Origin of the sequence: Fodinicurvata fenggangensis DSM 21160 (assembly GCF_000686045.1) — a bacterium.
Classification (GTDB): Bacteria; Pseudomonadota; Alphaproteobacteria; order Kiloniellales; family DSM-21159; genus Fodinicurvata; species Fodinicurvata fenggangensis.
This window is the reverse complement of the sequence record NZ_JMLV01000009.1, coordinates 119,387-132,465: the sequence shown is the minus strand read 5'-3', so window position 1 is coordinate 132,465 and position 13,079 is coordinate 119,387. Positions and strand designations below refer to the sequence as shown.

The window sequence follows — 13,079 nt, the reverse complement described above, 5'->3', positions numbered from 1 at the left end:
TCTCCCTCAGAGAATTGCGTTGAACAGAAAGCCGGTGGCAAGGATACCGCTCGCAACGACGGCGACGAAAATCGCGATCAAGCGATAGGTCAATACCTGCTTGAGAATGATCATTTCCGGCAGCGACAATGCGATTACTGACATCATGAAAGCGAGTGTCGTCCCAAGGGCGGCCCCCTTGCCGAGCAGCGCCTCAACGACCGGGATAGCACCTGCTGCGTTGGTGTACATCGGAATGCCGACGACCACGGCAGCCGGGACAGACCACCATGCGTCGCCGCCCATGATCCGCAACATCATCGCTTCGGGGACGTAGCCGTGGATCAGCGCTCCGATCGCAATTCCAATGACCACCCAAATCCAGACCTTGCCGACGATATCGCGTACCTGATCAACGCCAACTTGCAAGCGATCAACGATATCGAATGTCTCATCCGAGACATCGCCGACGGGACCGGCATTAAGCTCTCGCACCCAGTCCTGCAGATATCTCTCAAGCCCCATGCGCCCCATCACCCAGCCCGCGACCGTCGCAATGGTGAAGCCAAAAACAAGGTAGATCAGGGCAACTTGCCAACCCACGAGGCCGAACAGAAGACCAAGCCCCACCGGACCGACCAAAGGCCCCGCGATCAGAAAAGCAAAGGTCACACCCAGCGGGATACCCGCCGAAACAAACCCGATGAAGAGTGGCACGGAAGAGCAGGAGCAAAAGGGTGTCAAAACCCCAAGCAGCGCCGCCAGAGGATACCCTATAATCTCGCGATTGCCGGCGAGGATGGCGCGTGTTTTCTCTGGGCTAAACCAGCTTCTCAAGACCCCTGTCACGAACACGATAAGTGCGAGCAGGAGCAGGACCTTGGGAACATCGTAAACGAAAAAGGCGATAGCCTCCCCCGTGTGGCTGTCCCGGGCGACTGGCAACAGCGATGTCACCCATTCGGAAAAGGGAACGAGTTGGCTGTAGGCGATTCCCCACGCAACGAGCGTCACGAGAAGGCCCGTTCCCCATTTCAGGATTCGGTTACGGTTTTTCTGGCGGTGACCCGCCGCAATGGTTTCGGCACTCATGCTGCCACCTTCTGATTTGCTGCTGCTGCGACGATGACGGCGTCGATAATGCACTCGACGCTTCGCGGCAGATCGGGATTGCGCCGATAGCGCACCCACTGGGCATCGCGCCGGTCAAGCACCAGACCGGCATCCCGAAGTGCCTTCATATGCCGCGACATTCGCGACTGGCTCGTGTTCAGGCGGTCCATCAATTCGCAGACACAGTGCTCACCTCCGTCCCAGATGATTTGCATCGCCGCAAGCCGGGTTGGCTCAGCTAAGGCCACCAAAATCCGAGGGATATCCATCAACTCATCCTCTCTCTTTTGCGCATATGCGCTTTAGCGCATATGCAATATACATCGATCAATCTCGCTGTCAATCGACGTGACCCCAAAGCTTCAGCCGCAAACAGGGCTACGCCACGAGCCTGGTGGATCTCAAGAACCACAAGGTGTTCGATGTGGTGCTGGGCCGCTCCGAGCCCAGCTTGAAGCGCTATCTCAGCCGCCTGCCGGGGCGCGCGCAGGTCAAGCTGGTGGTGATGGATCTCTCGGAGACCTACCGCGCACTCGTGCGCCGCTACTTCCCCAACGCCCGCATCGTGGCCGATCGCTTCCATGTCGTCCGCCTGGTCAACCAGCACTTCCTGAAACTGTGGCAGCAACAGGATCCCGAGGGCCGAAAGAACCGCGGACTGCTCAGCTTGATGCGGCGCCATCAGTGGACGCTGAAGACAGACCAGAAGCAGCGTCTGGCGCAGTATCTCGAAGCCTTTCCGGTACTCAAGGCCCTCTACGCGGCCAAGCAGCGCCTGATGAGGTTCCTGCTGATGAAGACCCTGAATGCCAAACGTGCCAGAAAAGTCCTGCCGCGTTTCCTGGCGCTCCTCGAGCAGTTTGCCAATAGCCCGGCCCAAGCCCTGGCCACTACGCTACGCGCCTGGCTCGAGCCAATTGTCCGGATGTGGCGCTTTTCCAAATCCAACGGCATCACAGAGGGCTTCCATACCAAGATGGAGATGATCTCGCGCCGCGCGTTTGGCTTCAGGAATTTCGAGAATTACCGTATGAGGGTCCTGGCCCTCTGCGGATGGAACGGTGTAATAAACCGGGTCTGATGAATGCCCATCCCCCGTTCATGGAGAAGAGCCCGGAAAATGGCGGAGGGAGGGGGATTCGAACCCCCGATAGGGCTATTAACCCTATAACGGTTTAGCAAACCGTCGCCTTCAGCCGCTCGGCCACCCCTCCGCAGGCCCCAGGTCGGGGCATTGCTCTGTCTGCAGGCTGTGCTTTCTAGTCAGTCGCTCCCCCGCTTGTCAATGACAGGACAGCGGAGAATTTGGCAAACAGGCCGGCGTGTCACTTCAGGGCCTGACGCAAGGCCTGATCCAGATCCACGAACAGGTCGCGGCGATCCTCCAGCCCGATGGACAGGCGGATCAGATTGCGCGGAATCGGGCTGTCGCCGCCCTCGATGGTCGGGCGATGCTCGATCAGGCTTTCGGTACTGCCAAGCGAGGTTGCCGGCACGAAGACGCGGCAGGCGCGCACCACGTCCACGGCCTGTTTCTCGCTGCCCTTGACCAACAGGCTCAGCATGGCGCCGAAACCATCCGGCATCTGCCGGCGCGCCAAGTCGTGCTGTGGGTGATCGGGCCGTCCCGGATAGAGAACCGCCTCGACCCCGGCATGCTTGGACAGCTGGTTGGCCAGCCAGCCGGCGGTGGCCGTGGCCTGGCGCACGCGCACGAACAGGGTGCGCAAACCACGATGCAGCAGCCAGGCCTCGAAGGGGCCCAGCGTGGCACCCGCCTGGCTGCGGTGGCGCTCGATGCGCTGCCAGAAATCATCCGCCTGCCGGGTCAGTAGCGCGCCAGCCAGCACGTCGCTGTGTCCGTTCAGGTACTTGGTGGCGGAATGCATGACGATATCGGCCCCATGCTCGAGGGGCCGCTGCAGAACAGGGGTCGCCATGGTGCTGTCCACGGCCAGCCGGGCGCCGGCCTCGTGCGCAATCCGGGCCAGACCAGCAATGTCCACCACCTGCATGACCGGATTGCCCGGCGTCTCGATCCAGACCAGCTTCGTCCTGCCCGGCCGGATCTTCGCTGCCACAGCGTCGGGATCGGTGGCGTCTATGGTCTCAAGCTCGATCCCCCAGTCGCGGCAGAAATCCAGCGCCCAGCCACGAAAGCCCCAGTAGAGCGGGTCCTGCAGCAACAGATGGTCGCCAGGCCTCAGGGCCATCACCACCGCCGTGGCCGCCGCCATGCCCGAAGCAAAGACCAGGCCGGCCTCCGCCCCCTCAAGGCGCACAAGCAAATCTTCCACATGGCGCCCCGTGGGGCTGGCGTTGCGCAGATAGTCCCCCTGGGGCGGCGGACCGTAGTCATCGCCCCGCCGGAAGGTGGTGGCCGCATGAACCGGCGGCACGACGGCCCCCGTCTCGAGGTCGCCCTCATAGCCGCCCTGGGCGGCCAGGCTCTCGGGCGTCACCCCTGAATTGCGCCGATCCCGCATTGGCCCAACCTCCTCTTTCCCAGGATTACCTGTCAGCGCCTCTTAAACTGGCCCTCACCGAACAGCAGATCCTTGGCCTTGTCGTCGAATTCCGGCAAACGCTCACTGGCCAGCACCTCGACACCCCGCTGAACGGCCGGACGCTGAGCAATCTCGTCATGCCAGCGCACGAAATTCGGGTATTCCTCACGAGTCACGTTCTGTCCATCAGGATTGCGCGTCCAGGGCCAGGCGGCAATATCCGCGATGGTGTAGTCATCCCCGGCCAGGTAGCGGCTCTCTGCCAGGCGCTTGTCCATTACATTGTACAGGCGATTGGCCTCGTTGCTGTAGCGCTTCTTGGCATAGGGCACCTCTTCAGGGGCGTATCTCAGGAAGTGGTGCGCCTGCCCCAGCATGGGACCCAGGCCACCCATCTGCCACATCACCCACTGCATGACCTCATAGCGTGCCTTGCCCTTGGTCGGCAGGAACTTCCCGTGCTTTTCCGCCAGGTAGAATAGAATGGCACCCGATTCAAACAGCGGCAGCGGCTGCCCGTCCGGTCCGTCGGGATCCAGGATGGCGGGAATCTTGTTGTTGGGACTGATCTTCAGGAACGCCGGGTCAAACTGATCGCCGGCACCGATATTCACGGCATGAACATTGTAGTCCAGGCCCAGCTCTTCCAGCAGGATGTGTACCTTGTGACCATTGGGCGTCGCCCAGCTGTAGAGTTCGATCGTCATGGGTCGAAAGTGTCCTTTCCCTGGCTTTCGGATGACGGCCGCCGCAAGAATAGGGGCGGCCTGATGGAAAATCTCTTTCAAAGGTGGCGCCCCCAGGCCGCCACGACAAGACCGTCGGCAGAGAACACAGGCAGACCGCCAAGCCTGGCCGGGTATCAGCCCCTGCGCGGACGCACCACCACCAGTGCCACGCCCAGGGCAGCCACCAGCATTCCTGCCAGGGCCACCGGTCCCAGCGTCTCGTCGAACAGAATCCAGGCGATCGTGCCGGTGACCGGCGGAACCAGGTAGAACAGGCTGGCCGTACGGCCGGCCTCGCCCAGACGGATCAGCAGCATCAGCAGGCTGACCGCACCGATAGAGAGAACCAGGACCAACCACCCCAGGGCAAAGAGGAACTCGCCGCTCCAGGTGATGTGATTGTCCTCGAAGGCCAGCGCGACGACCCCGGTTGCAAAGGTCGCGGCCGTGTACTGGATGGCAGCTCCGGCCCAGAGATCCAGGTCGGTGCAGAAGCGCTTCTGATAGACGACACCGAAGGTGATGGCCAGAAGGGCCAGAACGCTGAGCAGCACCGCCGGGGTGCCGAAACCTTCGAAGGGGGCGGCGCCGACGGCCAGGTCCATGCGTCCCGAGAGCACCATGACAACGCCCAGGAGGCCCAGCACCAGGCCGACAATCTGCCGCGGGCGCACCGTCTCGCCCAGCAGCGGCCCGACGACCGTGGCCGTCAGAATCGGCTGCAGGCAGACGATCAGGGCCGACAGTCCAGCCGGCAGTCCCTGCTCGATGGAAGCGAAGACGGCGCCCAGGTAGAGGGAGTGCACCACGACGCCAACCACGGCGGCATGCGCCACCTGCCGCGGATCGCGCGGCCACTGCGCCTTCATGACAAAGGCCAGCGGCACCACCAACAGGGTAACCAGCGCAAAGCGCAGCGCCAGGAAGGTCTGTGATTCGGCATAGGGCAGGCCCAGCTTGGCCCCGATGAAACCCGTGGCCCAGAGCACCACGAACAGCCCGGGCATCAGCCGCACGAAGAGGGAGGAAGATGACATGAAGCTCTTGTTCTGACGTTATTCAGGTCCCCGCAAGCGAGACCCAAGCCCTAACAGAGCGACAGGCCGTCAGGTAGTCCCCTGCGGGCAGGGCTCCTATGCATGCAGGCATGTCCCAGAAACCGGCAGCCTCCGCAGGCTCGACATGAACTCCATGCCCTGCCAGACCAAGCGGATCAGCCGCCTAGTTTGTCCTTGAGCAGCTGATTGACCATGCCGGGATTGGCCTTGCCCTGACTGGCCTTCATGACCTGGCCGACGAACCAGCCGATGACCTTGGGGTTGTCACCGCTGCGGAACTGCTCGGCCTGGTCGGGATTCTCGGCGATCACCTTGTCGACAATGGCCTCGATCTCGCCGGTGTCGGTGATCTGCTTCAGGCCCTTTTCCTCGACGATCGTGGCGGCGTCCTTGCCGGTGGCCCACATCTCCTCGAAGACCTCCTTGGCAATACGTCCAGAGATCGTGCCGTCGGCGATCAGGTCGATCAGGCCGCCCAGCTGCTCTGCGCTGACCGGAGCGTCCCCAAGGTCCAGGCCCGAGGCATTGAGCGCGCCGAAGAAGTTCACCGTCACCCAGTTGGAGACGAGCTTGGGATCACGCTTTCCGCCATCGCCCAATACCGTCTCGAAGAAGGCCGCATTGGCCTGCTCGGCCACCAGCACGCTGGCGTCATAGGGCGTCAGGCCATAGTCCTTGATGAAGCGTGCCTTCTTCTCGTCGGGCAGTTCCGGCAGGTTGGCGCCCAACTCGTCCACCCAGGCCTGCTCGATCTCCAGGGGCAGCAGGTCGGGATCGGGGAAATAGCGATAGTCGTGCGCCTCTTCCTTGCTGCGCATGGACCGGCTTTCGCCCTTGCGCGCATCGAACAGGCGGGTTTCCAGGATCACGCGGCCGCCGCTCTCCAGCAGCTCCACCTGTCGGCGGGCCTCGTAGTCGATGGCCTGCTGCACGAAGCGTACGGAGTTCACGTTCTTTGTTTCCGTACGCGTACCCAGTTCTTCACCGGGCCGGCGCACCGAGAGGTTGACGTCACAGCGCATGGACCCCTCGTCCATGTTGCCGTCACAGGTTCCCAGGTAGCGCAGGATGGAGCGCAGCTTGCGGATATAGGCGCCTGCCTCCTCGGCCGAACGCATGTCGGGCTTGGAGACAATCTCCATCAGCGCGACGCCCGAGCGGTTAAGGTCGACGAAGGTCTTGTTCGGATCCTGGTCGTGCAGGGACTTGCCGGCGTCCTGTTCCATGTGCAGGCGCTCGATGCCGATGTCGCGTGAAGAGCCATCGGGCAGGTCGATGGTGATCACGCCCTCGCCGACCACCGGAGTCTGGTACTGGCTGATCTGATAGCCCTGGGGCAGATCGGGATAGAAGTAGTTCTTGCGCTCGAAGACCGAAACCAGATTGATGTGCGCCTTCAGTCCCAAGCCCGTACGTACGGCCTGGGCCACGCATTCCCGATTGAGCACCGGCAGCATACCGGGCATGGCGGCATCCACCAGGGACACCTGGCTATTCGGCGCGGAGCCGAATGCTGTGGAGGCGCCGGAGAAGAGCTTGGAGCGTGAGATGATCTGGGCATGGATTTCCAGCCCGATGATGACTTCCCAGTCGCCTGTTTCACCCTGAATCAAACTCATGCTGTATTCCTATTACGACAGGCTGGCCGGCTCGGCCGTGAAGGCGGCGGCTTCTTCCAGAACCCCGGCGCTGCGCAGCACCGTTTCCTCGTCAAAGGGCCTGCCCAGCAGCTGCAGGCCCAGCGGCAGGCCGTCCGACGACAGTCCCGCCGGCAGCGAGACCCCCGGCAGGCCGGCCAGGCTGGCCGGCACGGTGAAGACGTCATTGAGATACATAGCCACCGGATCATCCATCTTGTCGCCCATGGCAAAAGCCGCCGAGGGTGCCGTGGGCGTCAGGATCACATCCACCGCTTCATAGGCCTTCGTGAAGTCCTGGGCGATCAGGCTGCGCACCTGGCGGGCCTTGTTGTAGTAGGCGTCATAGTAACCGGCTGACAGCACGTAGGTGCCGATCAACAGGCGGCGCTTCACCTCGTCGCCGAAGCCGGTGCCGCGCGTGGCCTCGTACATCTGTTCCAGATTGTCGTAGCCTTCACCGCGCTGGCCGTAGCGCACACCGTCATAGCGCGCCAGGTTCGAGGAGGCCTCGGCCGGAGCGATGATGTAATAGGTCGGCAGGGCATACTGCGTGTGTGGCAGCGAGATGTCGTGGACTTCGGCACCCGCGGCCTTCAGCCAGTCGATGCCCTGCTGCCAGAGGCTGTCGATTTCCTCCGACATGCCGTCGACACGGTATTCCTTGGGGATGCCGACCCTGAGGCCGCGCACGTCGCCCGTCAGGGCCGCCTCAAAATCCGGCACAGGCATGTCCACCGAGGTGGAGTCCTTGGGATCGTGCCCGCACATGGACCTGAGCAACAGGGCGCAGTCACGTACCGAGCGCGCCATGGGGCCGGCCTGGTCCAGGGACGAGGCAAAGGCAACGATGCCCCAGCGTGAACAGCGCCCATAGGTGGGCTTCATGCCTGTGATGCCGGTGAAGGCTGCCGGTTGGCGGATCGAACCGCCGGTGTCGGTGCCGGTGGCGCCCAGTGCCAGGCGCCCGGCCACCGCCGTCGCCGAGCCGCCGGAGGAACCGCCGGGCACCAGCTTGTGGTTGTCGCCCTCGCGCTTCCAGGGATTTTCGACGCCGCCGTAATAGCTGGTCATGTTGGACGAACCCATGGCGAACTCGTCCAGGTTGGTCTTGCCCAGCATCAGCGCGCCATCGTCCCAAAGCTTTTGCGTCACTGTGGATTCATAGGGCGGCGCGAAGCCTTCCAGGATACGGCTGCCGGCCGTGGTCTGGACATCGCGCGTGCAGAACAGGTCCTTGATCGCCAAGGGCAGCCCCTCGAGCGTTCGCGCCTCACCCTTGGCACGGCGTTTGTCAGCCTCGTCCGCACCCTCAAGAGCCTTCTCGGGCGTCTCCACGATGAAGCTGTTGAGATCGCGCGCCGCCTCCATGGCCGAGACATGGGCCTCGGTCAGCTCGCGTGCGCTGAAGTCCCCTTTGGCCAGTGCGTCGCGCGCCTCGGCCAGGGTCAGTCGGGTCAGTTCGCTGGTCATTCCACCACCTTCGGCACGACATAGAAGCCCTGCAGGCTCTCGGGCGCGTTGCGCAGGACGTCCTCGGGATAGCCTCCGTCGGTCACCTCGTCCTCGCGCAGCGGCAGCTTCATCTGAGCCACCGAAGTCATGGGCGCGACACCTTCCGTGTCGACCTCCTGCAGCTGTTCGATCCATCCGAGAATCTGGCTCAGCTCACCGGCCATGGCCTCCGTCTTCTCGGGGTCCATGCGCAGCCGTGCCAGCTTGGCGATATGCGCCACGGTATCCTTGTCAACCGACATGCTTCATCCGACTGGTTTGTTGCTCTGAGAAATGCGCGCGGACCCTAGCACCGGCCCCCCAAGGCGGCAAGATGCGTGAGAGGTGCAAAAGCCGGGAGTTTGCACCCAGCATGCGAGAATATTCGACAGCCTTGGACCCTATACCGAAAATTGGTATATTGTTTTCAAGAGGAGACTGGCCATGTCACGCAACACTTCAATCTCGCTTGGAGACCATTTTGACCACTTCATCAGTGAACGGGTCGATTCCGGGCGTTACAGCTCGGCAAGTGACGTCGTGCGGGCAGGACTTCGCCTGCTTGAGGAACAAGAAGTCAAAGCAGAGGCCCTCCGAAAGGCATTGATTCAAGGCGAGCAATCCGGTCCGGCCGAAGAGTTCGATTTCGAGGCCTTCATTACAGACAGGAAATCCGCCTGATCGGATGACAACTTACAAGCTGCTACCGGCCGCCCGAGCCGACCTTGAAGGTATCTGGGATTACACACAGCGACACTGGGGCACAGTTCAGGCTGAACGCTACATACGCGGTATCCAGGCAACCTGTGAGGCACTCGCCAGCGGCACCCAGATCAGTCGCTCGGCCGAAGACATTCGACCCGGCTATCGCAAGGCAGCAGCAGGTTCGCATATGCTGTATTTTCGCACCCAATCGGATTGTCTGGAAATTGTCCGCATCCTGCACCAAGCCATGGATGCGAAGAGGAACCTTTGAATAACCCTACTTCAAGTCATAAGCTTGAAGCGTAGCCATAGCCCACAAAAATCAAGTCCAGGGATTCAGGAGCGAAACACCTGTCGATTCGAAATCAGCCACGTTCCGTGTGACCACGGTCATACCGTGAACAATGGCCGTTGCCGCGATGTAGGCGTCCCGGTCCGGGCAAGGATCAGGCACATGCAGTTTGGCACAGCGCAGTGCGACAGCAGTATCGAGCGGCAAGGTTCGTTCCGCAAACTCAGGCAGAACATGAAATTGCATCCAGGACCGCAGGAGCGCGCCCTGCCCGGCATCCTTCCTTTCAAGTTGCAGAATCCCCAGCTCGAGCTCCTTCAGCGTAATGACCGACAGATAAAGCTCGGAGGCATCCACAGATTCCGCCCAGGCCGCAACCTTGGGATTGGCCTTCCCGGCGCGCACCTTGCGCAATTCGGAAACGACGTTGGTATCCAGCAAAAGCATCATTCAAGATCGGCTGCACGCGGAAGTTCGCGCGACCGAGGAAACTCGATCTCGATATCGGAAATGCCCGGCATCGCAAGCGCATCCGCAATGTTGCGTCGTTTTCCTGTAAGTTTCTGATACTCTTCGTAACTCATCAGGACATGAGCAGGTTTTCCACGATCCGTGATAAACACAGGTCCTTGCTTGGCCGCCTTCTTCGCACGACCAATGTCCTGGTTCAGCTCCCGGCTGGAAAAGGTCTTGATTGACATGCGGCCCTCCAAAAGCGTTTAACGTAGTTACGTTACTACATAGAGAGTCTTCCCACAACGTCAACGGCCGGATTCATCCATGAACTTCGTCGACCTCCACGACCTGCCGACTCACCTGCCTCCGCGCACACGCCTGCTGGGCCTGGACCTGGGGGAGAAGACCATCGGCCTGGCGATCTCGGACTCGGCCTTCAGTCTCGCCTCGCCGCTGGAGACCATTGCACGGAAGAAGTTCACGAAGGATGCCGAGACCCTGAAGGCTATCTGCCATGAACGCGAGGTGGGCGGGCTGGTCTTCGGCCTGCCGGTGCACATGGACGGCAGCGAGGGCACACGGGCACGTTCGACACGTCAATTCGCGCGCAACCTCTCGGAAATTGCCGGGCTGGACCTGCCCACGGCCTTCTGGGACGAGCGCCTGTCCACCGCCGCGGTGGAGCGCTTCCTGGTCGACGAGGCCGACATGAGCCGGGCGAAACGCGGCAAGGTCGTGGACAAGATGGCCGCAGGCTATATCCTGCAGGGCGCGCTGGATGCCCTGCGCGCTTCGCCCACCGGAGGGGACAGCCCCTCCTGACCTTCCCCGTCATGCACTTGCGGATGCCGCCAGGTATTCCATTCTCCCTATGCTCGATATCATCCTGGTCATCATCCCGATCTTTCTGCTGATCTTCCTGGGCCACGTCCTGCGCAAGAAGCAGTTTCCCGGTGACGGTTTCTGGGAACCGGCGGAACGCCTGACCTATTACGTCTTCTTCCCGGCGCTGTTGATCAGCTCGCTGGCCCAGGCCGACTTCACCGAAGTGGAGGCCGCGCCGATGATCGGTGTGCTGGCGCTTTCGATCGGGCTCATGAGCCTGCTGGCCCTGGGCCTGAAGCGCCTGCTGAGCATCGACGGGCCCAGTTTCAGCAGCCTCTACCAGAGTGTGATCCGCTTCAACACCTACATCGGCTTTTCGGTGGCGGCGGCCTATTACGGCGCGCCCGGAATGACCGCCGCCGCCCTGGTCGTTGCCTTCCTGGCCCCGCTGGTGAACATCCTGACCGTCGTGGCCCTGGCCCGCTACGGCAAGGCTGGGCGCCCTGGCCTGCTGCGCATCACGAAACAGGTGCTCTCCAACCCGCTGATTCTGGGCTGTCTAATCGGCCTGGCGCTGAACCTGACGGGTCTGGGCCTGCCACCCGTGATCGGGCCATTCCTGGAGATCATGGGCCAGGCCTCTCTGCCCATCGGCCTGCTGGCCGTGGGCGCCAGCCTGCAGCTGCGTGCCCTGAAATCAGCCGGCAGCCTGCCCCTGGCAGCGGCCGGCCTGAAGCTGTTCCTCTTGCCACTGATCACCTTCGGCATCCTGCAGGCCTGGGGCGTCACCGGCATCACCGCCGCCATCCCCATCCTGTTCAATGCCCTGCCGGCCGCGCCGGTTTCCTATATCATGGCCCGTCACCTGGGCGGGAATGCCGAGCTGATGGCGGGCCTGATCACGCTTCACACCCTGCTGTCGATGGCCACCGTGCCCATCATACTGAGCCTTCTGGCCTGAAAAGACGCCTGTAGGGTCTTGACGATCGGGGTCCGGGCGGGCGTCATGCCGGGCAGTTGATGGATGAACCAAGAACGAACGGGATCATGACTGGACCACTTGCCGGACTGCGCGTTTTCGACCTGACCCGAATCCTTGCCGGACCCACCTGCACCCAGCTGCTGGGCGACCTGGGCGCCGATGTCATCAAGATCGAGCGCCCCGGCGAGGGCGACGACACCCGCCGCTGGGGCCCGCCCTACGTGCGCAACGCGGACGGCAGCGACAGTGATGCCAGCGCCTACTACCTGTCCTCGAACCGCAACAAGCGCTCGCTGACCATCGATATCGCCAAGCCTGAGGGACAGGAACTGGCCAAGCGCCTGATCGCCGACTGCGATATCCTGGTGGAGAACTTCAAGGCGGGCGGCCTGAAGAAGTACGGCCTGGACTACGACAGCGTGAAGCAGGTCCGCCCCGACATCATCTACTGCTCGATCACGGGTTTCGGCCAGAGCGGCCCCTATTCTTCACGCGCCGGCTATGACTATCTGGCCCAGGGCATGGGCGGCATGATGAGCCTGACCGGCGACCCGGAGGGCGAGCCCATGAAGGTGGGCGTGGGCATCTCGGACATCATGTGCGGCATGTACGCCTCGTCTGCCATCTTGGCGGCCCTTCACCACCGCACGAAGAGCGGCGAAGGCCAGCATATCGACCTGGCGCTGCTGGACACGCAGGTCGCCTGGCTGGTGAACGAGGGCCTGAACTACCTGGTTTCCGGCAAGGTGCCGAAACGCCTGGGCAACGAACACGCCAACATCGTTCCCTACAAGGTGATGCCCTGCCAGGACGGCTATTTCATCCTGGCCGTGGGCAACGACCGGCAGTTCCAGCGCTTCTGCGAATTCGCCGGCGCCCCCGAGTTGGCAAGCGATCCGCGCTTTGTCACCAATTCGCTGCGCATCGCCAACCGCGAAGCGCTCTACGAGATCCTGCCGGAGTACACAAAGCAGAAGTCCATTGATGAATGGGTCGAGGGCTTGAGCGAACTGGGTGTGCCCTGCGGACCGGTCAACACCCTGGATCGCGTTTTCGAGGATCCGCAGATCCAGCATCGCGAGATGAAGATCTCCATGCCCTATCCGGGCAGCGAGAAGGGCGAGGTGGACCTGATCGGCAATCCCGTGAAGATGAGCGCCACCCCCGTGGAATACCGCGTTGCACCGCCGCATGTGGGTGAGCATACAGAAACCGTGTTGAAAGAATTCGGGCTGGACGAGGCGGAGATCGAACGCCTGCGCGGTGACGAGGTGATCTAGCCGCGCCACCGCGCCATTTCCCG

Annotated in this window: 15 protein-coding genes, 1 tRNA gene and 1 pseudogene; 6 read left to right on the top strand and 11 right to left on the bottom strand. The window is 62.3% G+C overall.

Annotated features, from left to right (window positions below; all coding sequences use genetic code 11):
* Positions 1-6: 6 nt before the first annotated feature.
* Entirely contained in the window at positions 7-1,071 is a 1,065-nt protein-coding gene (locus tag BP38_RS0113030; protein ID WP_026988079.1) for a permease, read from the bottom strand.
* Positions 1,068-1,361 carry an ArsR/SmtB family transcription factor gene (locus BP38_RS0113025; protein WP_035725179.1) on the bottom strand — a complete coding sequence of 98 codons (294 nt, stop codon included), beginning with the start codon at positions 1,359-1,361 and terminating at the stop codon, positions 1,068-1,070. The genes BP38_RS0113030 and BP38_RS0113025 overlap by 4 nt, the downstream gene beginning before the upstream one ends.
* Positions 1,362-1,462: 101 nt before the next feature.
* Here BP38_RS0113025 and BP38_RS20660 point away from each other — a divergent pair.
* A pseudogene (locus tag BP38_RS20660) lies at positions 1,463-2,173 on the top strand (ISL3 family transposase); the annotation flags it as partial.
* A gap of 40 nt (positions 2,174-2,213) precedes the next feature.
* On the opposite strand, the gene BP38_RS0113015 reads toward BP38_RS20660, so the two are convergent.
* The 7 genes from BP38_RS0113015 to gatC form a co-directional block, all read right to left on the bottom strand.
* Positions 2,214-2,306, bottom strand: a tRNA-Ser gene (locus BP38_RS0113015).
* A 111-nt stretch (positions 2,307-2,417) separates the two neighbouring features.
* Entirely contained in the window at positions 2,418-3,578 is a 1,161-nt protein-coding gene (locus BP38_RS0113010) for a trans-sulfuration enzyme family protein (RefSeq protein ID WP_026988077.1), read from the bottom strand.
* Positions 3,579-3,610: 32 nt separating this feature from the next.
* On the bottom strand, positions 3,611-4,306 hold the full coding sequence (locus BP38_RS0113005) for a glutathione S-transferase N-terminal domain-containing protein (RefSeq protein ID WP_026988076.1): 696 nt from the start codon (positions 4,304-4,306) through the stop codon (positions 3,611-3,613).
* Positions 4,307-4,461: 155 nt separating this feature from the next.
* Complete coding sequence (locus tag BP38_RS0113000; protein WP_026988075.1) at positions 4,462-5,364, bottom strand: DMT family transporter; 903 nt, start codon at positions 5,362-5,364, stop codon at positions 4,462-4,464.
* Positions 5,365-5,540: 176 nt separating this feature from the next.
* Positions 5,541-7,004, bottom strand: a complete 1,464-nt coding sequence (gene gatB / locus BP38_RS0112995; RefSeq protein ID WP_026988074.1) for an Asp-tRNA(Asn)/Glu-tRNA(Gln) amidotransferase subunit GatB — start codon at positions 7,002-7,004, stop codon at positions 5,541-5,543.
* A gap of 12 nt (positions 7,005-7,016) precedes the next feature.
* Positions 7,017-8,495: an Asp-tRNA(Asn)/Glu-tRNA(Gln) amidotransferase subunit GatA gene (gene gatA / locus BP38_RS0112990; RefSeq protein ID WP_026988073.1), complete on the bottom strand. Its 1,479-nt coding sequence runs from the start codon at positions 8,493-8,495 to the stop codon at positions 7,017-7,019.
* Complete coding sequence (gene gatC, locus BP38_RS0112985) at positions 8,492-8,779, bottom strand: Asp-tRNA(Asn)/Glu-tRNA(Gln) amidotransferase subunit GatC (RefSeq protein ID WP_022729524.1); 288 nt, start codon at positions 8,777-8,779, stop codon at positions 8,492-8,494. Before gatC ends, gatA begins: the two co-directional genes overlap by 4 nt.
* A 181-nt stretch (positions 8,780-8,960) precedes the next feature.
* On the opposite strand from gatC, the gene BP38_RS0112980 reads away from it, so the two are divergent.
* Positions 8,961-9,197, top strand: a complete 237-nt coding sequence (locus tag BP38_RS0112980) for a type II toxin-antitoxin system ParD family antitoxin (RefSeq protein ID WP_026988072.1) — start codon at positions 8,961-8,963, stop codon at positions 9,195-9,197.
* Between the two features lie 4 nt (positions 9,198-9,201).
* Positions 9,202-9,492 (top strand): type II toxin-antitoxin system RelE/ParE family toxin, encoded by a 291-nt coding sequence (locus BP38_RS0112975; protein ID WP_026988071.1) that lies wholly within the window; start codon positions 9,202-9,204, stop codon positions 9,490-9,492.
* 51 nt (positions 9,493-9,543) lie between these two features.
* Here the strand turns inward: BP38_RS0112975 and BP38_RS0112970 are convergent, their stop codons facing one another.
* Both BP38_RS0112970 and BP38_RS0112965 read right to left on the bottom strand, forming a co-directional pair.
* Positions 9,544-9,963, bottom strand: coding sequence for a type II toxin-antitoxin system VapC family toxin (locus BP38_RS0112970; protein ID WP_026988070.1), 420 nt, complete (start codon positions 9,961-9,963; stop codon positions 9,544-9,546).
* Positions 9,960-10,214 carry a type II toxin-antitoxin system Phd/YefM family antitoxin gene (locus tag BP38_RS0112965; RefSeq protein WP_026988069.1) on the bottom strand — a complete coding sequence of 85 codons (255 nt, stop codon included), beginning with the start codon at positions 10,212-10,214 and terminating at the stop codon, positions 9,960-9,962. Before BP38_RS0112965 ends, BP38_RS0112970 begins: the two co-directional genes overlap by 4 nt.
* A 79-nt stretch (positions 10,215-10,293) precedes the next feature.
* Between BP38_RS0112965 and ruvX the strand changes: the two genes are divergently transcribed.
* The 3 genes from ruvX (at position 10,294) to BP38_RS0112950 (ending at position 13,056) form a co-directional block, all read left to right on the top strand.
* Positions 10,294-10,791: a Holliday junction resolvase RuvX gene (gene ruvX, locus BP38_RS0112960; protein WP_026988068.1), complete on the top strand. Its 498-nt coding sequence runs from the start codon at positions 10,294-10,296 to the stop codon at positions 10,789-10,791.
* Between the two features lie 49 nt (positions 10,792-10,840).
* Positions 10,841-11,755 (top strand): AEC family transporter, encoded by a 915-nt coding sequence (locus BP38_RS0112955; protein ID WP_026988067.1) that lies wholly within the window; start codon positions 10,841-10,843, stop codon positions 11,753-11,755.
* 86 nt (positions 11,756-11,841) lie between these two features.
* Positions 11,842-13,056, top strand: a complete 1,215-nt coding sequence (locus BP38_RS0112950) for a CaiB/BaiF CoA transferase family protein (protein ID WP_035725172.1) — start codon at positions 11,842-11,844, stop codon at positions 13,054-13,056.
* The last annotated feature ends 23 nt before the right edge of the window (positions 13,057-13,079 follow it).

What these genes read in the sequence shown, in the direction of transcription:
- BP38_RS0113030 (WP_026988079.1), bottom strand. Translation starts at nt 1,071, where the DNA reads ATGAGTGCCGAAACCATTGCGGCGGGTCACCGCCAGAAAAACCGTAAC.
- BP38_RS0113025 (WP_035725179.1), bottom strand. Translation starts at nt 1,361, where the DNA reads ATGGATATCCCTCGGATTTTGGTGGCCTTAGCTGAGCCAACCCGGCTT.
- BP38_RS0113010 (WP_026988077.1), bottom strand. Translation starts at nt 3,578, where the DNA reads ATGCGGGATCGGCGCAATTCAGGGGTGACGCCCGAGAGCCTGGCCGCC.
- BP38_RS0113005 (WP_026988076.1), bottom strand. Translation starts at nt 4,306, where the DNA reads ATGACGATCGAACTCTACAGCTGGGCGACGCCCAATGGTCACAAGGTA.
- BP38_RS0113000 (WP_026988075.1), bottom strand. Translation starts at nt 5,364, where the DNA reads ATGTCATCTTCCTCCCTCTTCGTGCGGCTGATGCCCGGGCTGTTCGTG.
- gatB (WP_026988074.1), bottom strand. Translation starts at nt 7,004, where the DNA reads ATGAGTTTGATTCAGGGTGAAACAGGCGACTGGGAAGTCATCATCGGG.
- gatA (WP_026988073.1), bottom strand. Translation starts at nt 8,495, where the DNA reads ATGACCAGCGAACTGACCCGACTGACCCTGGCCGAGGCGCGCGACGCA.
- gatC (WP_022729524.1), bottom strand. Translation starts at nt 8,779, where the DNA reads ATGTCGGTTGACAAGGATACCGTGGCGCATATCGCCAAGCTGGCACGG.
- BP38_RS0112980 (WP_026988072.1), top strand. Translation starts at nt 8,961, where the DNA reads ATGTCACGCAACACTTCAATCTCGCTTGGAGACCATTTTGACCACTTC.
- BP38_RS0112975 (WP_026988071.1), top strand. Translation starts at nt 9,202, where the DNA reads ATGACAACTTACAAGCTGCTACCGGCCGCCCGAGCCGACCTTGAAGGT.
- BP38_RS0112970 (WP_026988070.1), bottom strand. Translation starts at nt 9,963, where the DNA reads ATGATGCTTTTGCTGGATACCAACGTCGTTTCCGAATTGCGCAAGGTG.
- BP38_RS0112965 (WP_026988069.1), bottom strand. Translation starts at nt 10,214, where the DNA reads ATGTCAATCAAGACCTTTTCCAGCCGGGAGCTGAACCAGGACATTGGT.
- ruvX (WP_026988068.1), top strand. Translation starts at nt 10,294, where the DNA reads ATGAACTTCGTCGACCTCCACGACCTGCCGACTCACCTGCCTCCGCGC.
- BP38_RS0112955 (WP_026988067.1), top strand. Translation starts at nt 10,841, where the DNA reads ATGCTCGATATCATCCTGGTCATCATCCCGATCTTTCTGCTGATCTTC.
- BP38_RS0112950 (WP_035725172.1), top strand. Translation starts at nt 11,842, where the DNA reads ATGACTGGACCACTTGCCGGACTGCGCGTTTTCGACCTGACCCGAATC.